This window comes from Rhodanobacter sp. OR92, from assembly GCF_000427545.1.
Classification (GTDB): Bacteria; Pseudomonadota; Gammaproteobacteria; order Xanthomonadales; family Rhodanobacteraceae; genus Rhodanobacter; species Rhodanobacter denitrificans.
The window spans coordinates 165,708-180,238 of record NZ_ATYF01000001.1 but is presented as its reverse complement, the minus strand read 5'-3'; the positions used below and the strand labels follow the sequence as shown (position 1 = coordinate 180,238).

Sequence of the window (14,531 nt, the reverse complement as noted above, 5' to 3'; positions counted from 1 at the left end):
TCCAGCGGCGCACGGGCCGGCCCCGGGCGACAGCTTGCAGCGACATTCCAGCGCCCGGGCTAGCGCGCCGTCAGCACCTGCCGCAGGCGATCGGGCGCGCCCGGAACGCGTTCGAGATGTGGATGGCGCACGCCGCCGTGGTAGTCGATCCGCTGCGTGGTGAAGCTGTCGCCCTGGCGCAACAGCAGCTCGACCGGCGGCTTCGCGGTTTTCGCAGCGGTCAGCGCGTTCCGCAACCGCTCGGCGCTGTAGGCGGTGCCGTCGACCGCCAGCACGCGCATGTCACGCGCCAGCCCGGCCTTGAATGCGGGGCTGTCCCACAGCACCTCGTTGATCCGGCCGTCCGCACGGGCGATCTTCAGCCCCAGCGAAAAACGGAAATCGTCGTAACCGTCCGCATCTTCGGCCGCCGTGATCGCGGCATTCGGTTCAGCGGTGAAGGCCAGCCGCCAGCCGCTGCGCGCCAGGCCGTCGAGCGGGGCCGGCGTCGCGTCGAGACGCCCATGCAGGAAGGCCGCCCAGTCGAATGGCTGCAGCGCATTCAATGCCGCCACCACGTCGCCGAAGCCGTAGGTCGACACCTGCACGCGCCCCTGCGAGCCGCCGAAGAAGCGCTGCGCAAAATCGTCCAGCGATCGCTTGCCGCGCGACAGCTCGCGCAGCTTGCCATCCACGTCCAGCCACAGCAGCGCGCCCTCGCCGTAGAAATCGTAGGCGCGCTGCCAGCTCTCCCAGGCCTGTGGCGCATCGTTGAAGTCGATGATGCCCTGGCTCACCGTGTCCTGCAGGCTGCGCCAGTCGCGACCGCGCCGCTGCGCCTGCGTCGCCACCAGTTCGGCCAGCAGCGCATGGGTCTGCTTCTCGTCCAGCAAACCCGAACGCGCGGCCAGTACCAGCGCCCAGTAGTTGGTCTGGCCTTCGTACAGCCACAGCAGATCGTCGTGCATCGGGGTGTTGAAGTGCGGCGTCCACGACGGCGCGGGGCGCCGGTATTTGCCGTTCCACGCATGCGAGTACTCGTGCGGCAACAGGTCGTTGCCGGTGAACGGCGCGCTGCCACGCAGGTAGCCGGGGTAGGTGCCGTTCTCGCTGGACTGGTGGTGTTCCAGCCCGATCCCGCTGAACTGGTCCGACAGCGCCAGCAGGAAGTCGTAGTGCGCGAACGGACGCGTGCCGAACACCCGGTCGGCCTGGCGCACCAGCGCACGGTGCGCGTCGAGCATCGCCGGCGTGGCATCGAGCTGTTCCGGCGCATCGGCGATCACGTCCAGGTGCACCGGCTGGCGCGCGCCGGGATCGAGGTCGTAGCGCTTGAACCAGCGGCCCGCGTACAGCGGCGAATCCACCAGGTCGACCAGCGCCACCGGTGCGAAGCGCACGGTGTCGCCCTCGCGCGAAGCGACGTCCAGCGCAGTGCCGAACTGCCATCCGGCCGGCAGGGTCAGGCTTGGTGCGAACCGGATCCGACGCGCGTCGAAGCCTGCCGGATACAGCAGCACGCGATGCCACTGCAGCGACAGCAGCGCCGGCGTCATCGCCACGCGGCCCTGCGCGTCGGAGGTGGGCGACAGGTACTGGAATTCAACATCCAGCGCCGTCACGTTCGCCGGCACCTCGAGATGGAACGCATACATGTCCACCGCGTCGCGCCGCCACGCGATGCGCGCGCCGTTGCCGCTAATGACGAGTCCGGCGAGCTGGTTGATCGGCCCGGTCGGTGCATGGTTGCCGGGGATCCACTGCGGATACCACAGCGTCAGCGGCCCCGGCCGCACCGGGATACGCTCGTGCACGCGCTGGATGCGTCGCGACACGTCGCTGGCGTCGACCGCCAGCGTGATCGTGCCCGGCCAGTCGGCGTCGGCCACCGACGCGGCCGATGCCGGCCCACCATCGCCACCCGCCCACACCGGCGCCGGCAGCCACAGGCTGCAGGCCAGCACCACGATCCATCCCATGCGAACCATGCCGGATCCCCTGAAGCGGCGATTGAACCGGCATCCTACGACAGCAACGACGCGATCCGTACCCCACCTCGCCGAACGCGCGTCACCCGGCCCGCCGCATGCAGCGCTGCCAGCGTTCGTCGACGCGCTTGGCGAACCACGCGGTGGTGAGCTTGCGGGTGATCTTCGGGCTCTTCAGCGTGATGCCCGGCAGCATCGCGCGCGGCAGCGACTTGCCATCGGTCCGTTCGGCCAACGCGAACACGCGGGCGTAGAGTTTCGTGTCCGCGAAATCCTGGCGCTCGCCCTGCTCCAGCGCGCGATGGATCGCCGGGGCGCCCATGTCGAGCCGTGTGGCCAGCGAACGCACCGCCAGTTCCGTCGCGCCGGCCGGATCGCCGAAGCCGGCATCGGGCGACACCAGGTCACCGTCCAGCGCCAGCGGAATGCCCGATGCCACGCTCATCGCATTCTGGAACGCCGCATTGCGGCTGGCGTAGCGGCCCGCATTGAAGTCGGCGAAGCGGTAGAGCAGCTGCGAATAATCCGCCGGATAATCCAGCAAGTGCGCGATGCCGAAATACATACCGCCGCGCCGGCTGAACACCTCGTCGCGAATCGAACCCCGCAGCGGGTACGGATAGTCCCGTGCGTGCGCTTCGGCGAACGCGATGCTCACCTGCATCGGCCCGCCGGTGTGCACCGGGTTGAGGCCGCCGAACAGGCGCTTGCCCAACGGCACCATGCCGATGAAATCCTGGAAGATCGCGCTCAGCTGCTGCTCGGTGCGCGCCGCCGCCAGCCGCTCGCTGTAACGCCGACCGTCCGGCGACTTCAGCCACAGCGCGGCGTCCACCACGAAGCCCGGCACGTGCTTCGAGGCGGCGCGGCGGTCGATCTCCTGCCGCGCGATCTTCGCCAGCCCCGGCACCACCGGGTCGACCTGGAAGCCGGATTCCTGTTCCGCCACGGCCAGTACCGCGCACAGGTTCGCGGGGGTCGGCGCGAGGTCCCTCGCGGCGAACGCAGCCTGGATGTCGGTGGCCCAGCCCTCGCGGTCGCGCGCGGTCGCCGGCATCAGTCGCATGATCTCGGCGCGCACCTGCGCCGGGCTGCGCGGCGGCGCTTCCTGCGTGCGCTGGGAGGCACAGCCGCCCAGCAACAGGGCGACGGCCAGCAGCAGCGTGACGGAACGGCTGCGCACGCCCCGTCCTTTCGCCGAGGAAGCGACCATGCCTATGCCCGCCGCAGCGACCAGAAACCGATGTCGCGCCGATGGCCGTAGCCGAGCTGCTCGTACAGCTGCTTCGCGCGATGGTTCTGGTGGCTCACGTGCAGGAACGGCAGGCGGCCGCGTTCGAGGTTGTCGTTCGACAGCAATGCAATCAGGCGCCGCGCGTAGCCGCGGCCATTGAAGTCGGGATGCGTGCAGACCGCGCTGACCTCCTGCTGCGCGTCCGTGCCCAGCCGCTCGCCGATCATCGCCGCCAGCCGGCCATCCTGGTAGATGCCGAAGTAGCGGCCCAGCTCCATCGTGCGCGGGCGGAAATAATGCGGATACACCAGCGCGGTCAGCGCCAGCACGTCGGCGCGATGCGCCTGGGTCAGCTCGATCACCGGCGGCCCGTCGATCACCGCGATCGGCGCCGGGCAGATCATCTGCGCCAGCGGGGCGAACGCCTCGATCAGCCACCCCACCGGCGGCTTCGGCGCCACGCCGAGCAGGTAGACCGATTCGCCCGGCTCGACCAACGACGCCAGCGCTTCGGTCACGCTCGCCTCCGCGCTGGCCACGCCGAGAAACGGGGCAAATGCGGCGGGATAACGCGCCACGTCGCCGTGGCGCAGCGCGATGGCCCGGTGCCGGCTGCACAACGACGCCCAGAAAGGATTGTCCAGCTCCGAATCGATCATGTCGCCATGCTTCCGCTAGCGCAGGCCCACCGTGCCGTTCGCCGCCTTCACCAGTCTGGCCGGGTCGTAGCCCACGCCGTCCTTGAACACCAGCGCGACGTGCTCGACGTCCTTGATGTTTGTTGCCGGGTTGCCGTCGAGCAGCACCAGGTCGGCGGCCTTGCCCACTTCGATCGAGCCGATGCGCTGGTCCTCGCCCATGAAGCGCGCGCCGTTGAGGGTGGCGATCCGGATCGCTTGCAGCGGCGTGAAGCCGGCTTCCACCAGCAGTTCCACTTCGCGCTGGTCGCCGTAGCCGGCGATCACGCCGCCATAGCCGGTGGGGTCCAGGCCGGCCAGCAGAATGCCGCCCTGCTGCACGAACGCGCGCTCGAAGTCCTGCTCCAGCTTGAACACCTTCGGCCACGGCGAATCGTGCATGCCGGCGACGCGCTCGCGGCTGGCCAGGTACTCCACCCGCGTTTCCGGCAGCATTGCGTCCAGCACGCGCGGGTCCACCGGCGCGCGGCCGGGCACGAAGGTCTCGAACACCGGCAGGGTCGAGGTGACCGCCACGTGCTTCGCCACCAGCGTCCTGATCAGCTGCCGGATGCGTGGATCGTCCGCGCGCATCGTCGCCAGCTGGGCCAGCGCGGCCTTGGTGTCGGGGCAGACGTCGGGCTGCTTGCCGGCGCTGAACTCGGTGTCCACCGGCAAGCCGTGCTCCAGGTCGTCGATGCCAAGCCCGGCCGCCTCGGTGAAACCGATCGCGCACAAGTGGCCGGTCACCTGGATGTGCTTCGCATGCGCCGCCGCGATCGCCGCCGCCAGCTCGGCGCGGGTGATGTGCATGTACGCCTTGAACGAGGTCGCGCCCTCGCCGATCCAGTAGTCGACCGTGCCGGTGGCGTCGGCCGCATCCGTCAGCTCGTGCATCTGCGGCGTGAAGCTGCCCTTGCCCTCCAGGTACGGCCCGGTGGTGTGCATCTTCGGCCCGGGGATCTGTCCGGCGTCGATCGCCTTCTTCAACTCCAGGTCGGTATACGGCTCGGTGCTGCCGGTGGTGCGGATGCTGGTGACGCCGCCAGCCAGGTACAGCTTGGGAAAGCTCGACGCCTGCTCGGGGTAGATCGCCTCCTTCGCCTCCGGGTTCACCTTCGGCGCCGGATAGAACATGTGGTCGTGCATGCCGACCAGGCCGGGGATCAGCGTGTGCCCGCTGGCGTCGATCACGGTCGCGTCCTTCGGCAGCTTCACGTGCCTGCCGGCCGCCGCGATGAGGCCGTCGCGCAGCAGCACCGTCTGGTTCTCCCGCGCCGGCGTGCCGGTGCCGTCGATCACCCGCACGTGAGTGATCGCGATCAGCGGCTGCGCGTATTTCACGTACTGCAGCGTCCGCGCCGACAGCTGTGGCGCCTGCGCCCAGGCGGACGAAACGGCGCACAGCCCGGCCAGCGCGGCGGCCAGCAGGGCATTCCGACGGGGGTGTGGCGGCGCCAGGACGGGCGCGGGGCGGCGGGCTTGCACGGGCATGATCGGATTCCCCAGTGGCAGGGCGGGCAGCGGCCCGCGAGCGCGCCAAGTTACTCCGATGAAATCCGCGATGTAACAATGGCGCGACGTCGTTCGGTCTACCCCCGTTCTGTTTTCCGGCCCACCGCGCCCCCATATCCAGCCGATGACTCCGTTGCAGCGATTCCTCGAAGCCCATCCGCGCCTGTTCGTGCTGACCGGCGCCGGCTGCAGCACCGACTCGGGCATTCCCGACTACCGCGACCGCGACGGCCAGTGGAAGCGTCCGCCGCCGGTGAACTACGGCGCGTTCATGCACGAGCCGGCCACACGCCGGCGCTACTGGGCACGCAGCATGGTCGGCTGGCGGCGCTTCGGCAGCGCGCAACCGAACGCCGCCCACCGCGCCTTGTCCAGGCTGGAGCGACGCGGCCAGGTCGAGTTGCTGGTGACGCAGAACGTGGACCGCCTGCACCAGCACGCCGGCAGCGAACGGGTGCTCGACCTGCACGGTCGCCTCGACCAGGTGCGCTGCATGAGCTGCGACTGGCGAGGCGCCCGCCACGCGTTCCAGCAGGCGCTGGTCGAGCGCAATCCAACGTGGACCCGGCTCGACGCCGTCGACGCGCCGGACGGCGACGCCGAGCTGGAAGGCCTCGACTTTGCGTCGTTCGAGGTGCCGCCCTGCCCGCGCTGCGGCGGCATCGTGAAACCCGACGTGGTGTTCTTCGGCGAGGCGGTGCCGCGCGAGCGCGTGGAGACCGCCACGCGCGCCTGGCAGGCCGCCGATGCGGTGCTGGTGGTGGGTTCCTCGCTGATGGTGTATTCCGGCTACCGCTTCGTGGCGGCTGCGGTGCAGGCCGGCAAGCCGGTGGCCGCGGTGACGCTGGGGCGTACCCGCGCCGACGCGCTGCTGACCTTGAAGGTCGACGCGCCCTGCCAGGAAGCGCTGGCGTTCCTGCACGCGGACGAGCCGGCGGCCAGCGTGCCGCTGCCCTAGCGCGGCGTTCCGCCGTCGCAGCGCGCGTTGCCGCGCGCTGGCAGCAAAGATCACCTGGCGCAACCGTAAAGTTGCATTTCATGCGGTGCCGGCGCAAGCTCATATGCAACCCTGAGGTGGCGCATGAGCGATCGCATCGAGAAACGCATCGAGCTGAGGGCGCCGGTGTCGCGCGTGTGGCGCGCGCTGACCGACTACCGCGAGTTCGGCGCATGGTTCCGCGTGGACCTGTCCGGGCCGTTCGAGCCCGGCCGGGAGGCCATCGGCCACATCACCTGGCCGGGCTACGAGCACGTCGTCTGGCGCGCCGTGGTGCAGGTGATGGAGCCGCAGCGGCTGTTCAGTTTCAGCTGGCATCCTTACGCCATCGAGCCGGGCGTGGATTACTCCGCCGAACCGCCGACCCTGGTCGAGTTCCACCTCGAAGCGCACGGCGAGGACACCGTGCTGACCCTGGTCGAGTCGGGCTTCGAGCGCATCCCGGCCAGCCGCCGCGCCGAGGCGTTCCGCATGAATGACGACGGCTGGAGCATCCAGCTGGAGAACATCCGCCGGCACGTCGAAGACAGCGTGATGACGGACGGCCATGCCGGCTAGCGCACGCTCGCGCCTGGCGCGGCGACTGCCGCGGGCCGCCACGGTGTTCGCCGCGCTTGGCGACCCCACGCGGCTGGCACTGGTGACCCGGCTGTGCGACGGCTCGCGCCGCTCGATCACCCAGCTCTGCGACGGCCAGCCGCTGACCCGGCAGGCGATCAGCAAGCACCTGCGCGTGCTCGAGGACGCCCGCGTCGTGCGCAGCGAGCGTACCGGACGCGAAAGCCTGTACACGCTCGATCCGCAGCCGATCGGCGAACTGCGCGAGTACATCGACCTCGTGTCGAGCCAGTGGGACGACGCGCTGGCGCGGCTGAAATCCTTCGTGGAGAAGTGAGCGCCGGTCAGCTGGTGTGATCGAGGATGATCTTCCAGCCGTCGGCGGTCTTTTCCCACAGCAACGAGAACACGCCATCGTCCTGCGCCACCTCGCCGTGCGTCGCGCGGTCGAGGTGGAAACGGCCGGTCACCACGGCGTAGCGCAACTCGCCGCCGGCGCCCGGCAGCAGGCGCACGTCCAGTTCGGAGAAGGTGAGCCGGCCCATCTGCTGCGCCGTCGCATAATGCCTGCGGTAGCTGTCGAGGATGGCGCGGTAGCCCTGGCGTACGCTGCTGCCGATGAAGGTGGTGTCGGGCGCGTCCTTGTAGCCGCGCATGTAGCCTTCCACGTCGCCGCGATTCCACGCCGCCGCCTGCTGCGCCATCACCTGGCGGATCGCGGCACCTTCATCGGTGGCCGCCGCCACCCTTGCCGGTCCCGCCAGCGCCAACGCCAGCAGGACCTGCAGTCCGACCAGGAACATTCTTGTTGCCACGATGTACTCCCCTGCGATGCGCGCGGCGGCCTGCCCCGGCGCAGAACCGGCTCGGCGCCGGCCGCGCCATCAGATGAAGTGGAAGATCCGGTGCAGCGTTCCCAGCACCAGCACCTCGGCAGCCACGAACACCATGAAGCCGAGACAGAACTTGCCGACCGGCTTTTCGATCCAGAGCTTGTACGAACCCTTTGCGGGGCCGGCGTCGTTTCCCTCGTCGAGGGCAAAACCTGTCGCGTTGCCCGCACCTGCTTTCGTCGAAGCCATCTGCATGCTCCTGCCTGAAGGTGGTCGTTCCGATGCCACGGTTCCGTTGCGGACTGTACCGCGGCCATCGCCATGGCGACCACGTTGCGGCGATCGGAAGAAACTGCAGCCCGACCCGATCGGCAGCAGCGGCGCGCGGCGGGTTGCGCCTGTCCACCGGTCTGCCTACTCTCGACAGACCTTGCCCTGGAGCCGCCTGCATGCGCCCGATCCACATCGCCACGCTATGCGCCGTAATGACCGTGGCGTTCGCCGCCGGTTGCCATCGGGAAGCGCCCAACGCACCGCCCCACAGCGCTCCCTCCTCCAGTATCGCGGCGGTCAATGACGACGCCCCACTGGAGCGCGCCGTCGACGACTTCATCGACGGCATGTTCCGCCGCCACCCCACCTTTGCCGCCAGCGCCGGCAGGCACGAGTTCGACGGCAAGCTGCCCGACTACAGTCCGGCCGGGCTGAAGGCGGATACCGACTGGCTGCATGCGCAGCGCGCCCGGTTCGCCGCGTTCGCCGACGACCGGCTCGATGCGAGCGGCCGCTTCCACCGCGACTACGTGCTCGCGGTGATCGACGGCCAGCTGTTCTGGCTGGAGGACTCCGGCTTTCCCTACGGCAACCCGGCCTTCTATACCGACGATCTGTCGCCCAGCATGTACCTGACCCGCCCCTATGCGCCGCTGCCGCAACGGATGGCGGCCTTCGTCACCTACCAGGAAGCGCTGCCCAAGGCGATCGCCCGGATCAAGGCGAACTTCAAACTGCCACTGCCGGCGTCGTACATCGAGCTGGGCGTGAACAGTTTTGGCGGGTACGCAAGCTTCTTCAAGACCGACGTCCCGGCGATCTTCGCCGGGGTCAAGGACGACGCGCTGCAGGCGCGTTTCAAGGCGTCCAACGCCGCCGCGATCAAGGCCACGCAGGACCTCGCCGACTGGCTGAAGGCGCAGCAACCCCATGCCACCCAGGACTACGCGCTGGGCGCGGCGAAGTTCTCCAAAATGCTGCACGCCACCGAGCTGGTCGACCTGCCGCTGGACCGGCTCAAGGCCATCGGCGAAGCGGACCTGCAGCGCAACCTCGACGCGCTCAAGGCGGCCTGCGGCAAGTTCGCGCCGGGCCAATCACTGAGCGCGTGCGTCGCCAAAGAGGGTGCGGACAAGCCGGCCGGCGGTGCCGTGGAAGGTGCGCGTGCGCAACTCGCTGGCCTGCGCCAGTTCATCGTCGAGAAGGACCTGGTGAGCATCCCCGGCCCGGAACAGGCCAAGGTCGAGGAAGCGCCGCCGTTCAACCGCTGGAACTTCGCCTACATCGAGATCCCCGGCCCGTACGAGAACAACCTGCCTTCCGTCTACTACATCGCCCCGCCGGATCCGGCCTGGAGCAAGGCCGACCAGCAGGCCTACATACCGGGCAAGGCCGACCTGTTGTTCACGTCTTCGCACGAAGTGTGGCCGGGGCACTTCCTGCAGTTCCTGCACGCCAACCGCGCGCACTGGAAATTTGGCCAGCTGTTCGTCGGCTACGCCTTCGCCGAAGGCTGGGCGCACTACGCCGAGGAAATGATGTTCGACGCCGGCCTGGACGGCGCCACGCCGGAGGTCCACATCGGCCAGCTCACCAACGCCCTGCTGCGCGACGTGCGCTACCTCTCCGCCATCGGCCTGCACACCGGCGGCATGACCGTCGCCCAGTCCGAACAGATGTTCCGCGACAAGGCCTTCCAGGACCCGGGCAACGCGCGCCAGCAGGCGGCCCGCGGCACCTACGACCCGGCCTACCTGAACTACACGCTGGGCAAGCTGATGATCATGCAGCTGCGCCAGGACTGGATCGCCGCGCACCCGGGCCCGCACGCGCTGAAGGCGTTCCACGACCAGTTCCTCGGCTACGGCGGCCCGCCGATCCCGCTGGTACGCGCGCAGATGCTGGGTGGCAAGCCGGCGGCCAGCCTGTGGACGGCGCCGGCGGCGGCCGCGGCGGAAACGGCCGCGGCCACGTCCAGGTAAGGCCAGACGCCGGTCGATTTCCGCCGCGCCCGTTCGTCAGGGAGAGAGCCCCTCCTCCGCCACGGAAAACCGCCATGACCACCAACACGCTTCGCCTCCACCGCGTGCTGCGCGCCCCGCCCGAGCGAATCTACCGCGCCTTCCTCGACGCCGAGGCGATCGCCAAGTGGCTGCCGCCGCACGGCTTCACCTGCAAGGTGCACGAGCTGGACGCACGGGTCGGCGGCCAGCACCGGATGACCTTCACCCACTTCTCCAGCGGCCACGGACACAGCTTCGGCGGCACCTACCGCGAACTGGTGCCGGGCGAACGCATCCGCTACAGCGACCGCTTCGACGACCCCAACCTGCCCGGCGAGATGACCACCACCGTCACCCTGCGCGCGGTGTCCTGCGGCACCGACGTGCAGGTGGTGCAGGAAGGCGTGCCCGCAGTCATCCCGGTCGAGCAGTGCTACCTGGGCTGGCAGGAATCGCTGCTGCTGTTGGCGCAACTGGTGGAGCCGGACATTCCGGGCTGACCGGCGCCGCATGCGGAATCGGCGCCGACCGCTGTCGATTCCGCACGCGCCCGTTCGTCGTCAGCAAAGAAGACGGCCCCGTCGGCCGTCGTTTGCGCAGGAGTCCGCCATGTCCTATGTCGATGGTTTCGTGATCGCCGTGCCCGACGCCAACCGCGAGCAGTTCATCGCGCATGCCCGCCACTTCGACGCCATGTTCCTGGAGTTCGGCGCCACGCGGGTGGTGGAGTGCTGGGGCGACGACGTGCCCGACGGCAAGCTCACCGACTTCCGCCGCGCCGTGCAGGCCGAGCCGGGCGAATCGGTGGTGTTCTCCTGGATCGAATGGCCCGACAAGGCCAGCCGCGACGCCGGCATGGAGCGGATCATGCAGGACCCGCGCATGCCGGGCGCCGGCGACATGCCGTTCGACGGCAAGCGCATGATCTTCGGCGGCTTCGCGCCGGTGGTCAGCCTGCCCGCCTAGCGTGCGGCGCGCTCACTCCTCTTCTTCCTCGAACTCCACCAGCGCGTCCAGCTCGAACGCCAGCGCCTCGACCGCCTCGCGCACCTTGCGCGCGGTGGAGGCGTTCGGCGCCTCGATCTCCAGCTCGTGCGCGTCGGGTCCGTGGGTGTCGCTCAGGCCGGCGGAGCTGGAATCCGCGTCGTCCATGCGATCCATCATGTCCGCGACCTCCTCCACGCGTTCGATGCCGTCCAGGCTCTGCAACAGATTCATCACGGCCCGGACGTCATCGTCGCTTCCGGTCAGGCGCAGGCGTAGTGTCGGCATGGCGGCATCTCGTGGCGGGATGCAAATCAGCCTAGGCACGCCCGGGCCAAGGCGGCGTGACGATGGCCACCCAAGCCGTCCGCGAAGAAGCTGGCCCCGCTAGTGGCCCAGGGCGTCGCCGCAACCCAGTGCCGCCGTCGACGGCAGCGCAGCCGGGCCGCGCGTCCGCTGCAGGTGCGCCAGCCCCCAGACCCTCGCCTCCTCCACCAGCGGCAAGACCGTTGCTCCGTAATCGCTCAGGCGGTACTGCACCGGCGCCGGTACCGGCCCGGCCACCAGGCGCTCGACCAGGCCATCGCTTTCGAGCTCGCGCAGCTGCTCGGTCAACACCTTGTGCGAGATCGGCGCGACGCGGCGCAGCAGGGCGGAAAAGTGATGGGGCTCGCGCGCCAGCCAATACAGGATGGTGAGCTTCCATTTGCCGCCGACCGCGACGAAGGCCGCGTGCAGCGGGCAATCCGCCAGCGGATGGGCCGTGGCCGGCGGATACGCACCTGGACGTGCCTTATTGTCGCTGGACATGGCTGCCTCTAGCTTCAGTCGATCGAACCGCGTTGGAGCATGCCATGCCGAGCCGTTACCGCGCCTTGCTGCCGTGGCTGGCCATCGCCTGGCTGCCGTTGCTGCCGGCTGCGTCTGCCTGCGCACAAGCGGCGCAGGCCACCAAGGCTGGCGCGGAAATTCCGCGCGACGGCCAGCACGATTTCGACTTCGAGATCGGCACCTGGCGCACGCACCTGAAACGGCTGGCGCATCCGCTGTCGGGGTCCGGCGAATGGGTGGAATACGAGGGCGTCACCACCGTGCGCAAGGTCTGGAACGGCCGCGCCAACCTGGTCGAGCTGACGGCCGATGGCCCGGGCGGCCATTTCGAGGGTCTGAACCTGCGGCTCTACAACCCGCGCTCGCGCCAATGGAGCCTGAACTTCGCCAACAGCAGCAGCGGAACGCTGGGGCAGCCGACGATCGGCCAGTTCGTCGACGGCCGCGGCGAGTTCTACGACCAGGAAGACTTCAACGGGCGCGCCATTCTCGTCCGCTTCGTGATCACGCCGCTCGACGCCGACACGATCCGCTTCGAGCAGGCCTTCTCGGACGACGGCGGCAAGACCTGGGAGGTCAACTGGGTGGCCACCGATACGCGGATGAAGTAGCGAGCCGAAGCGAAGGGCCAGGTTTCCCGGCGCCAAAAACGAACCCGGCGCCGTTTCCGCCTTCGGCGGCCGAACGGCTAGAACAGCGTGCAGCCCCGGCGGCCCGAAAGCACCCTGGCCTCGTGGATGTCCTTGTTGACCCGGCCGGAGTGCCGCAACGGCTCCTTCTTCATGGCGTCGTCGCCCGGGCCTTCTTCAAGCATGGCCCAGAGGCTGCTCGCGCGGTCGTCCCCCACGTACTTCTCGACCGTGGCGCCGTTGTGCAGCCGGCTGAGTTCGGCCGTCCATTCGCCGTCGCTTCCGACGAAGATCGACGGCTTTCCGTCGTCCTGCCCGGCCCTGCAGAACTGGCCGACGGTGGAATCCACGATCACCGGATGTTCCTCATCGGACCACTTGAGACTGACGGCCTTGTGCTCCTGATGGCTGCCCTTGATCATGACCGTCACCAGGGAAGCCTTCGGGATGGCGTCGGGATATGGCAGGCCGGCGATGTCCCGAAGCCGGTGCGACATGGCATCGCACGATCCCGGCTCGTGGCTGATACAGCGCGTCGCCCAGGCACGCAGCTTCTCGTCGCTCGATCGAGGCATGCCGCTCTCCCGCCGCCAGGGAGACGGCATCGTATTCCCGGGCCTGGGGAGGGCGACAAGTGACCTGCCGCGGCCCGTGTGACTAAATAAGCCGTCCGCGAAACCGGAATTGCCCGGCACCTTTCCCAAGCGAGGAACCCGCCCATGCCTTATCCGCGCCAGCTTCCCGCCACCGGCACCTGCCGCTGCGGCCGCGTGCGCCTGCGCGTCACCAAGCCGGCCATGCTCAGCATGGCCTGCCACTGCCACGGCTGCCAGAAGATGACCGGCAGCGCGTTCTCGCTGTCGCTGGCGATGCCGGCCGATGGCGTGGAAGTACTCGAGGGCGAACTGGTCCGCGGCGGCCTGCAGGGCGAGCACAGCCACCTGTACTGCGCGTTCTGCAAGTCGTGGGTGATGACCCGCCCGGCCGGGCTCGACTGGCTGGTCAACCTGCGCGCCTCGGTGCTCGACCCGCACGCCGACTTCGTGCCGTTCATCGAAACCTGCACCGACGCCCGCCTGCCCTGGGCATCGACCCCGGCGAAGCACAGCTACACCGGTTTCCCGGCGATGGAGGATTACCAGCCGCTGGTCGCGGCCTACGCCGCCGAGACCGCGGATGCCTGATCGACGCGCCCGAGCCAGCCGGCTCCGGGCGCGCCGCGATGGCCGTGAACGGAGTACCGCATGCGCCTGCATATCCTGTCCGACCTGCACCTGAGCACGCACGGCATGCCGTCGCCGGAAGTGGCGGCGGACCTGACGATCCTCGCCGGCGACATCCGGCGTCCCGCCGCCGAGGCGATGCAGTGGGCGGCCGGGCTGGGGCGCCCGGTGCTATACGTGCCCGGCAACCACGAGTTCTACGGCGGCGCGATCCCGCAAGTGCGCCAGGCGCTGGCCCGCAGCGCCCGCGAGCACGGCATCGGTCTGCTGGACCAGGGCACATGCACGATCGGCGGCGTGCGCTTCGTGGGCACTACCCTATGGACGGATTTCGAGCTGTTCGGCGCCGAGGGCAAGGACCTTGCGATGACGGCGTCGGCGCAGTTCATGCGCGACTTCGCCGCCATCCGCAACGCCGACGGCAGCGTGTTCACCCCCGCCGACGCCGCCGCGCTGTTCGCCGAACAGTACGCATGGCTTGCGGCCGTGCTGGAAGAGCCGTTCGCCGGGTCGACCGTGGTCATCACCCACCATGCGCCAACCCCGCGCAGCGTCCACCCGCGCTTTGCCGCTTCGCCGGTCAGCGCCGCCTTCGTGTCCGACTGCAGCGCGTTGATGGGCCGCGCCGTGTTGTGGGTCCACGGCCACACCCACGACAGTTTCGACTACACGGCGAACGGCACCCGGGTGGTGTGCAACCCGCGCGGCTACAGTACCGGCGGGGTGAACGAGAACCCGCAGTTCGATCCATGCCTGTGCATCGAGGTGGCGACCGGCGCGTAAAAACGCGTCCCAGGGGCGCCGTTT

General features: G+C 69.2%; 18 protein-coding genes. 9 read left to right on the top strand and 9 right to left on the bottom strand.

Going from position 1 to position 14,531, the window contains the following annotated elements; all coding sequences use genetic code 11:
* Positions 1-59: 59 nt before the first annotated feature.
* The 4 genes from RHOOR92_RS0100905 to RHOOR92_RS0100890 form a co-directional block, all read right to left on the bottom strand.
* The gene (locus tag RHOOR92_RS0100905; RefSeq protein WP_231378278.1) at positions 60-1,967 is read right to left on the bottom strand and encodes a peptidase M61; all 1,908 of its coding nucleotides are present in this window, start codon (positions 1,965-1,967) and stop codon (positions 60-62) included.
* Between the two features lie 82 nt (positions 1,968-2,049).
* The gene (locus RHOOR92_RS0100900; RefSeq protein ID WP_007511129.1) at positions 2,050-3,150 is read right to left on the bottom strand and encodes a DUF1615 domain-containing protein; all 1,101 of its coding nucleotides are present in this window, start codon (positions 3,148-3,150) and stop codon (positions 2,050-2,052) included.
* Between the two features lie 32 nt (positions 3,151-3,182).
* Entirely contained in the window at positions 3,183-3,860 is a 678-nt protein-coding gene (locus RHOOR92_RS0100895) for a GNAT family N-acetyltransferase (protein ID WP_027489329.1), read from the bottom strand.
* 15 nt (positions 3,861-3,875) lie between these two features.
* Complete coding sequence (locus RHOOR92_RS0100890) at positions 3,876-5,372, bottom strand: amidohydrolase family protein (protein ID WP_037114630.1); 1,497 nt, start codon at positions 5,370-5,372, stop codon at positions 3,876-3,878.
* 145 nt (positions 5,373-5,517) lie between these two features.
* Between RHOOR92_RS0100890 and RHOOR92_RS0100885 the strand changes: the two genes are divergently transcribed.
* The 3 genes from RHOOR92_RS0100885 (at position 5,518) to RHOOR92_RS0100875 (ending at position 7,285) form a co-directional block, all read left to right on the top strand.
* A complete protein-coding gene (locus RHOOR92_RS0100885; RefSeq protein ID WP_027489327.1) occupies positions 5,518-6,351 on the top strand; it encodes an NAD-dependent protein deacetylase in 834 nt (277 codons plus the stop codon).
* 123 nt (positions 6,352-6,474) lie between these two features.
* The gene (locus tag RHOOR92_RS0100880) at positions 6,475-6,948 is read left to right on the top strand and encodes an SRPBCC family protein (RefSeq protein WP_015448032.1); all 474 of its coding nucleotides are present in this window, start codon (positions 6,475-6,477) and stop codon (positions 6,946-6,948) included.
* Positions 6,938-7,285, top strand: a complete 348-nt coding sequence (locus RHOOR92_RS0100875; protein ID WP_007511119.1) for a metalloregulator ArsR/SmtB family transcription factor — start codon at positions 6,938-6,940, stop codon at positions 7,283-7,285. Before RHOOR92_RS0100880 ends, RHOOR92_RS0100875 begins: the two co-directional genes overlap by 11 nt.
* A 7-nt stretch (positions 7,286-7,292) precedes the next feature.
* Here RHOOR92_RS0100875 and RHOOR92_RS0100870 read toward each other — a convergent pair whose 3' ends face one another.
* Positions 7,293-7,763: a nuclear transport factor 2 family protein gene (locus RHOOR92_RS0100870; RefSeq protein ID WP_231378277.1), complete on the bottom strand. Its 471-nt coding sequence runs from the start codon at positions 7,761-7,763 to the stop codon at positions 7,293-7,295.
* A 69-nt stretch (positions 7,764-7,832) separates the two neighbouring features.
* Positions 7,833-8,030 carry a hypothetical protein gene (locus RHOOR92_RS0100865; protein WP_027489325.1) on the bottom strand — a complete coding sequence of 66 codons (198 nt, stop codon included), beginning with the start codon at positions 8,028-8,030 and terminating at the stop codon, positions 7,833-7,835.
* 200 nt (positions 8,031-8,230) lie between these two features.
* Here RHOOR92_RS0100865 and RHOOR92_RS0100860 point away from each other — a divergent pair, with 200 nt between their 5' ends.
* From RHOOR92_RS0100860 to RHOOR92_RS0100850, 3 genes are all read left to right on the top strand, one after another.
* The gene (locus tag RHOOR92_RS0100860) at positions 8,231-10,036 is read left to right on the top strand and encodes a DUF885 domain-containing protein (protein ID WP_027489324.1); all 1,806 of its coding nucleotides are present in this window, start codon (positions 8,231-8,233) and stop codon (positions 10,034-10,036) included.
* Positions 10,037-10,110: 74 nt separating this feature from the next.
* Positions 10,111-10,557, top strand: coding sequence for an SRPBCC family protein (locus RHOOR92_RS0100855; RefSeq protein WP_027489323.1), 447 nt, complete (start codon positions 10,111-10,113; stop codon positions 10,555-10,557).
* A 109-nt stretch (positions 10,558-10,666) separates the two neighbouring features.
* Complete coding sequence (locus RHOOR92_RS0100850) at positions 10,667-11,023, top strand: DUF1428 domain-containing protein (RefSeq protein WP_015448037.1); 357 nt, start codon at positions 10,667-10,669, stop codon at positions 11,021-11,023.
* A 12-nt stretch (positions 11,024-11,035) separates the two neighbouring features.
* Here RHOOR92_RS0100850 and RHOOR92_RS0100845 read toward each other — a convergent pair whose 3' ends face one another.
* A complete protein-coding gene (locus RHOOR92_RS0100845; protein ID WP_007511108.1) occupies positions 11,036-11,329 on the bottom strand; it encodes a hypothetical protein in 294 nt (97 codons plus the stop codon).
* A 99-nt stretch (positions 11,330-11,428) separates the two neighbouring features.
* Positions 11,429-11,851: a helix-turn-helix domain-containing protein gene (locus RHOOR92_RS0100840; RefSeq protein WP_037114628.1), complete on the bottom strand. Its 423-nt coding sequence runs from the start codon at positions 11,849-11,851 to the stop codon at positions 11,429-11,431.
* A 44-nt stretch (positions 11,852-11,895) separates the two neighbouring features.
* Between RHOOR92_RS0100840 and RHOOR92_RS0100835 the strand changes: the two genes are divergently transcribed.
* Entirely contained in the window at positions 11,896-12,483 is a 588-nt protein-coding gene (locus RHOOR92_RS0100835) for a hypothetical protein (protein ID WP_027489322.1), read from the top strand.
* A gap of 77 nt (positions 12,484-12,560) precedes the next feature.
* Here the strand turns inward: RHOOR92_RS0100835 and RHOOR92_RS0100830 are convergent, their stop codons facing one another.
* Positions 12,561-13,076 carry a hypothetical protein gene (locus RHOOR92_RS0100830; protein ID WP_155950183.1) on the bottom strand — a complete coding sequence of 172 codons (516 nt, stop codon included), beginning with the start codon at positions 13,074-13,076 and terminating at the stop codon, positions 12,561-12,563.
* Positions 13,077-13,220: 144 nt separating this feature from the next.
* Here RHOOR92_RS0100830 and RHOOR92_RS0100825 point away from each other — a divergent pair, with 144 nt between their 5' ends.
* Positions 13,221-13,685, top strand: a complete 465-nt coding sequence (locus tag RHOOR92_RS0100825) for a GFA family protein (protein WP_027489320.1) — start codon at positions 13,221-13,223, stop codon at positions 13,683-13,685.
* Positions 13,686-13,745: 60 nt separating this feature from the next.
* Entirely contained in the window at positions 13,746-14,507 is a 762-nt protein-coding gene (locus tag RHOOR92_RS0100820) for a metallophosphoesterase family protein (protein ID WP_027489319.1), read from the top strand.
* Positions 14,508-14,531 lie beyond the last annotated feature (24 nt).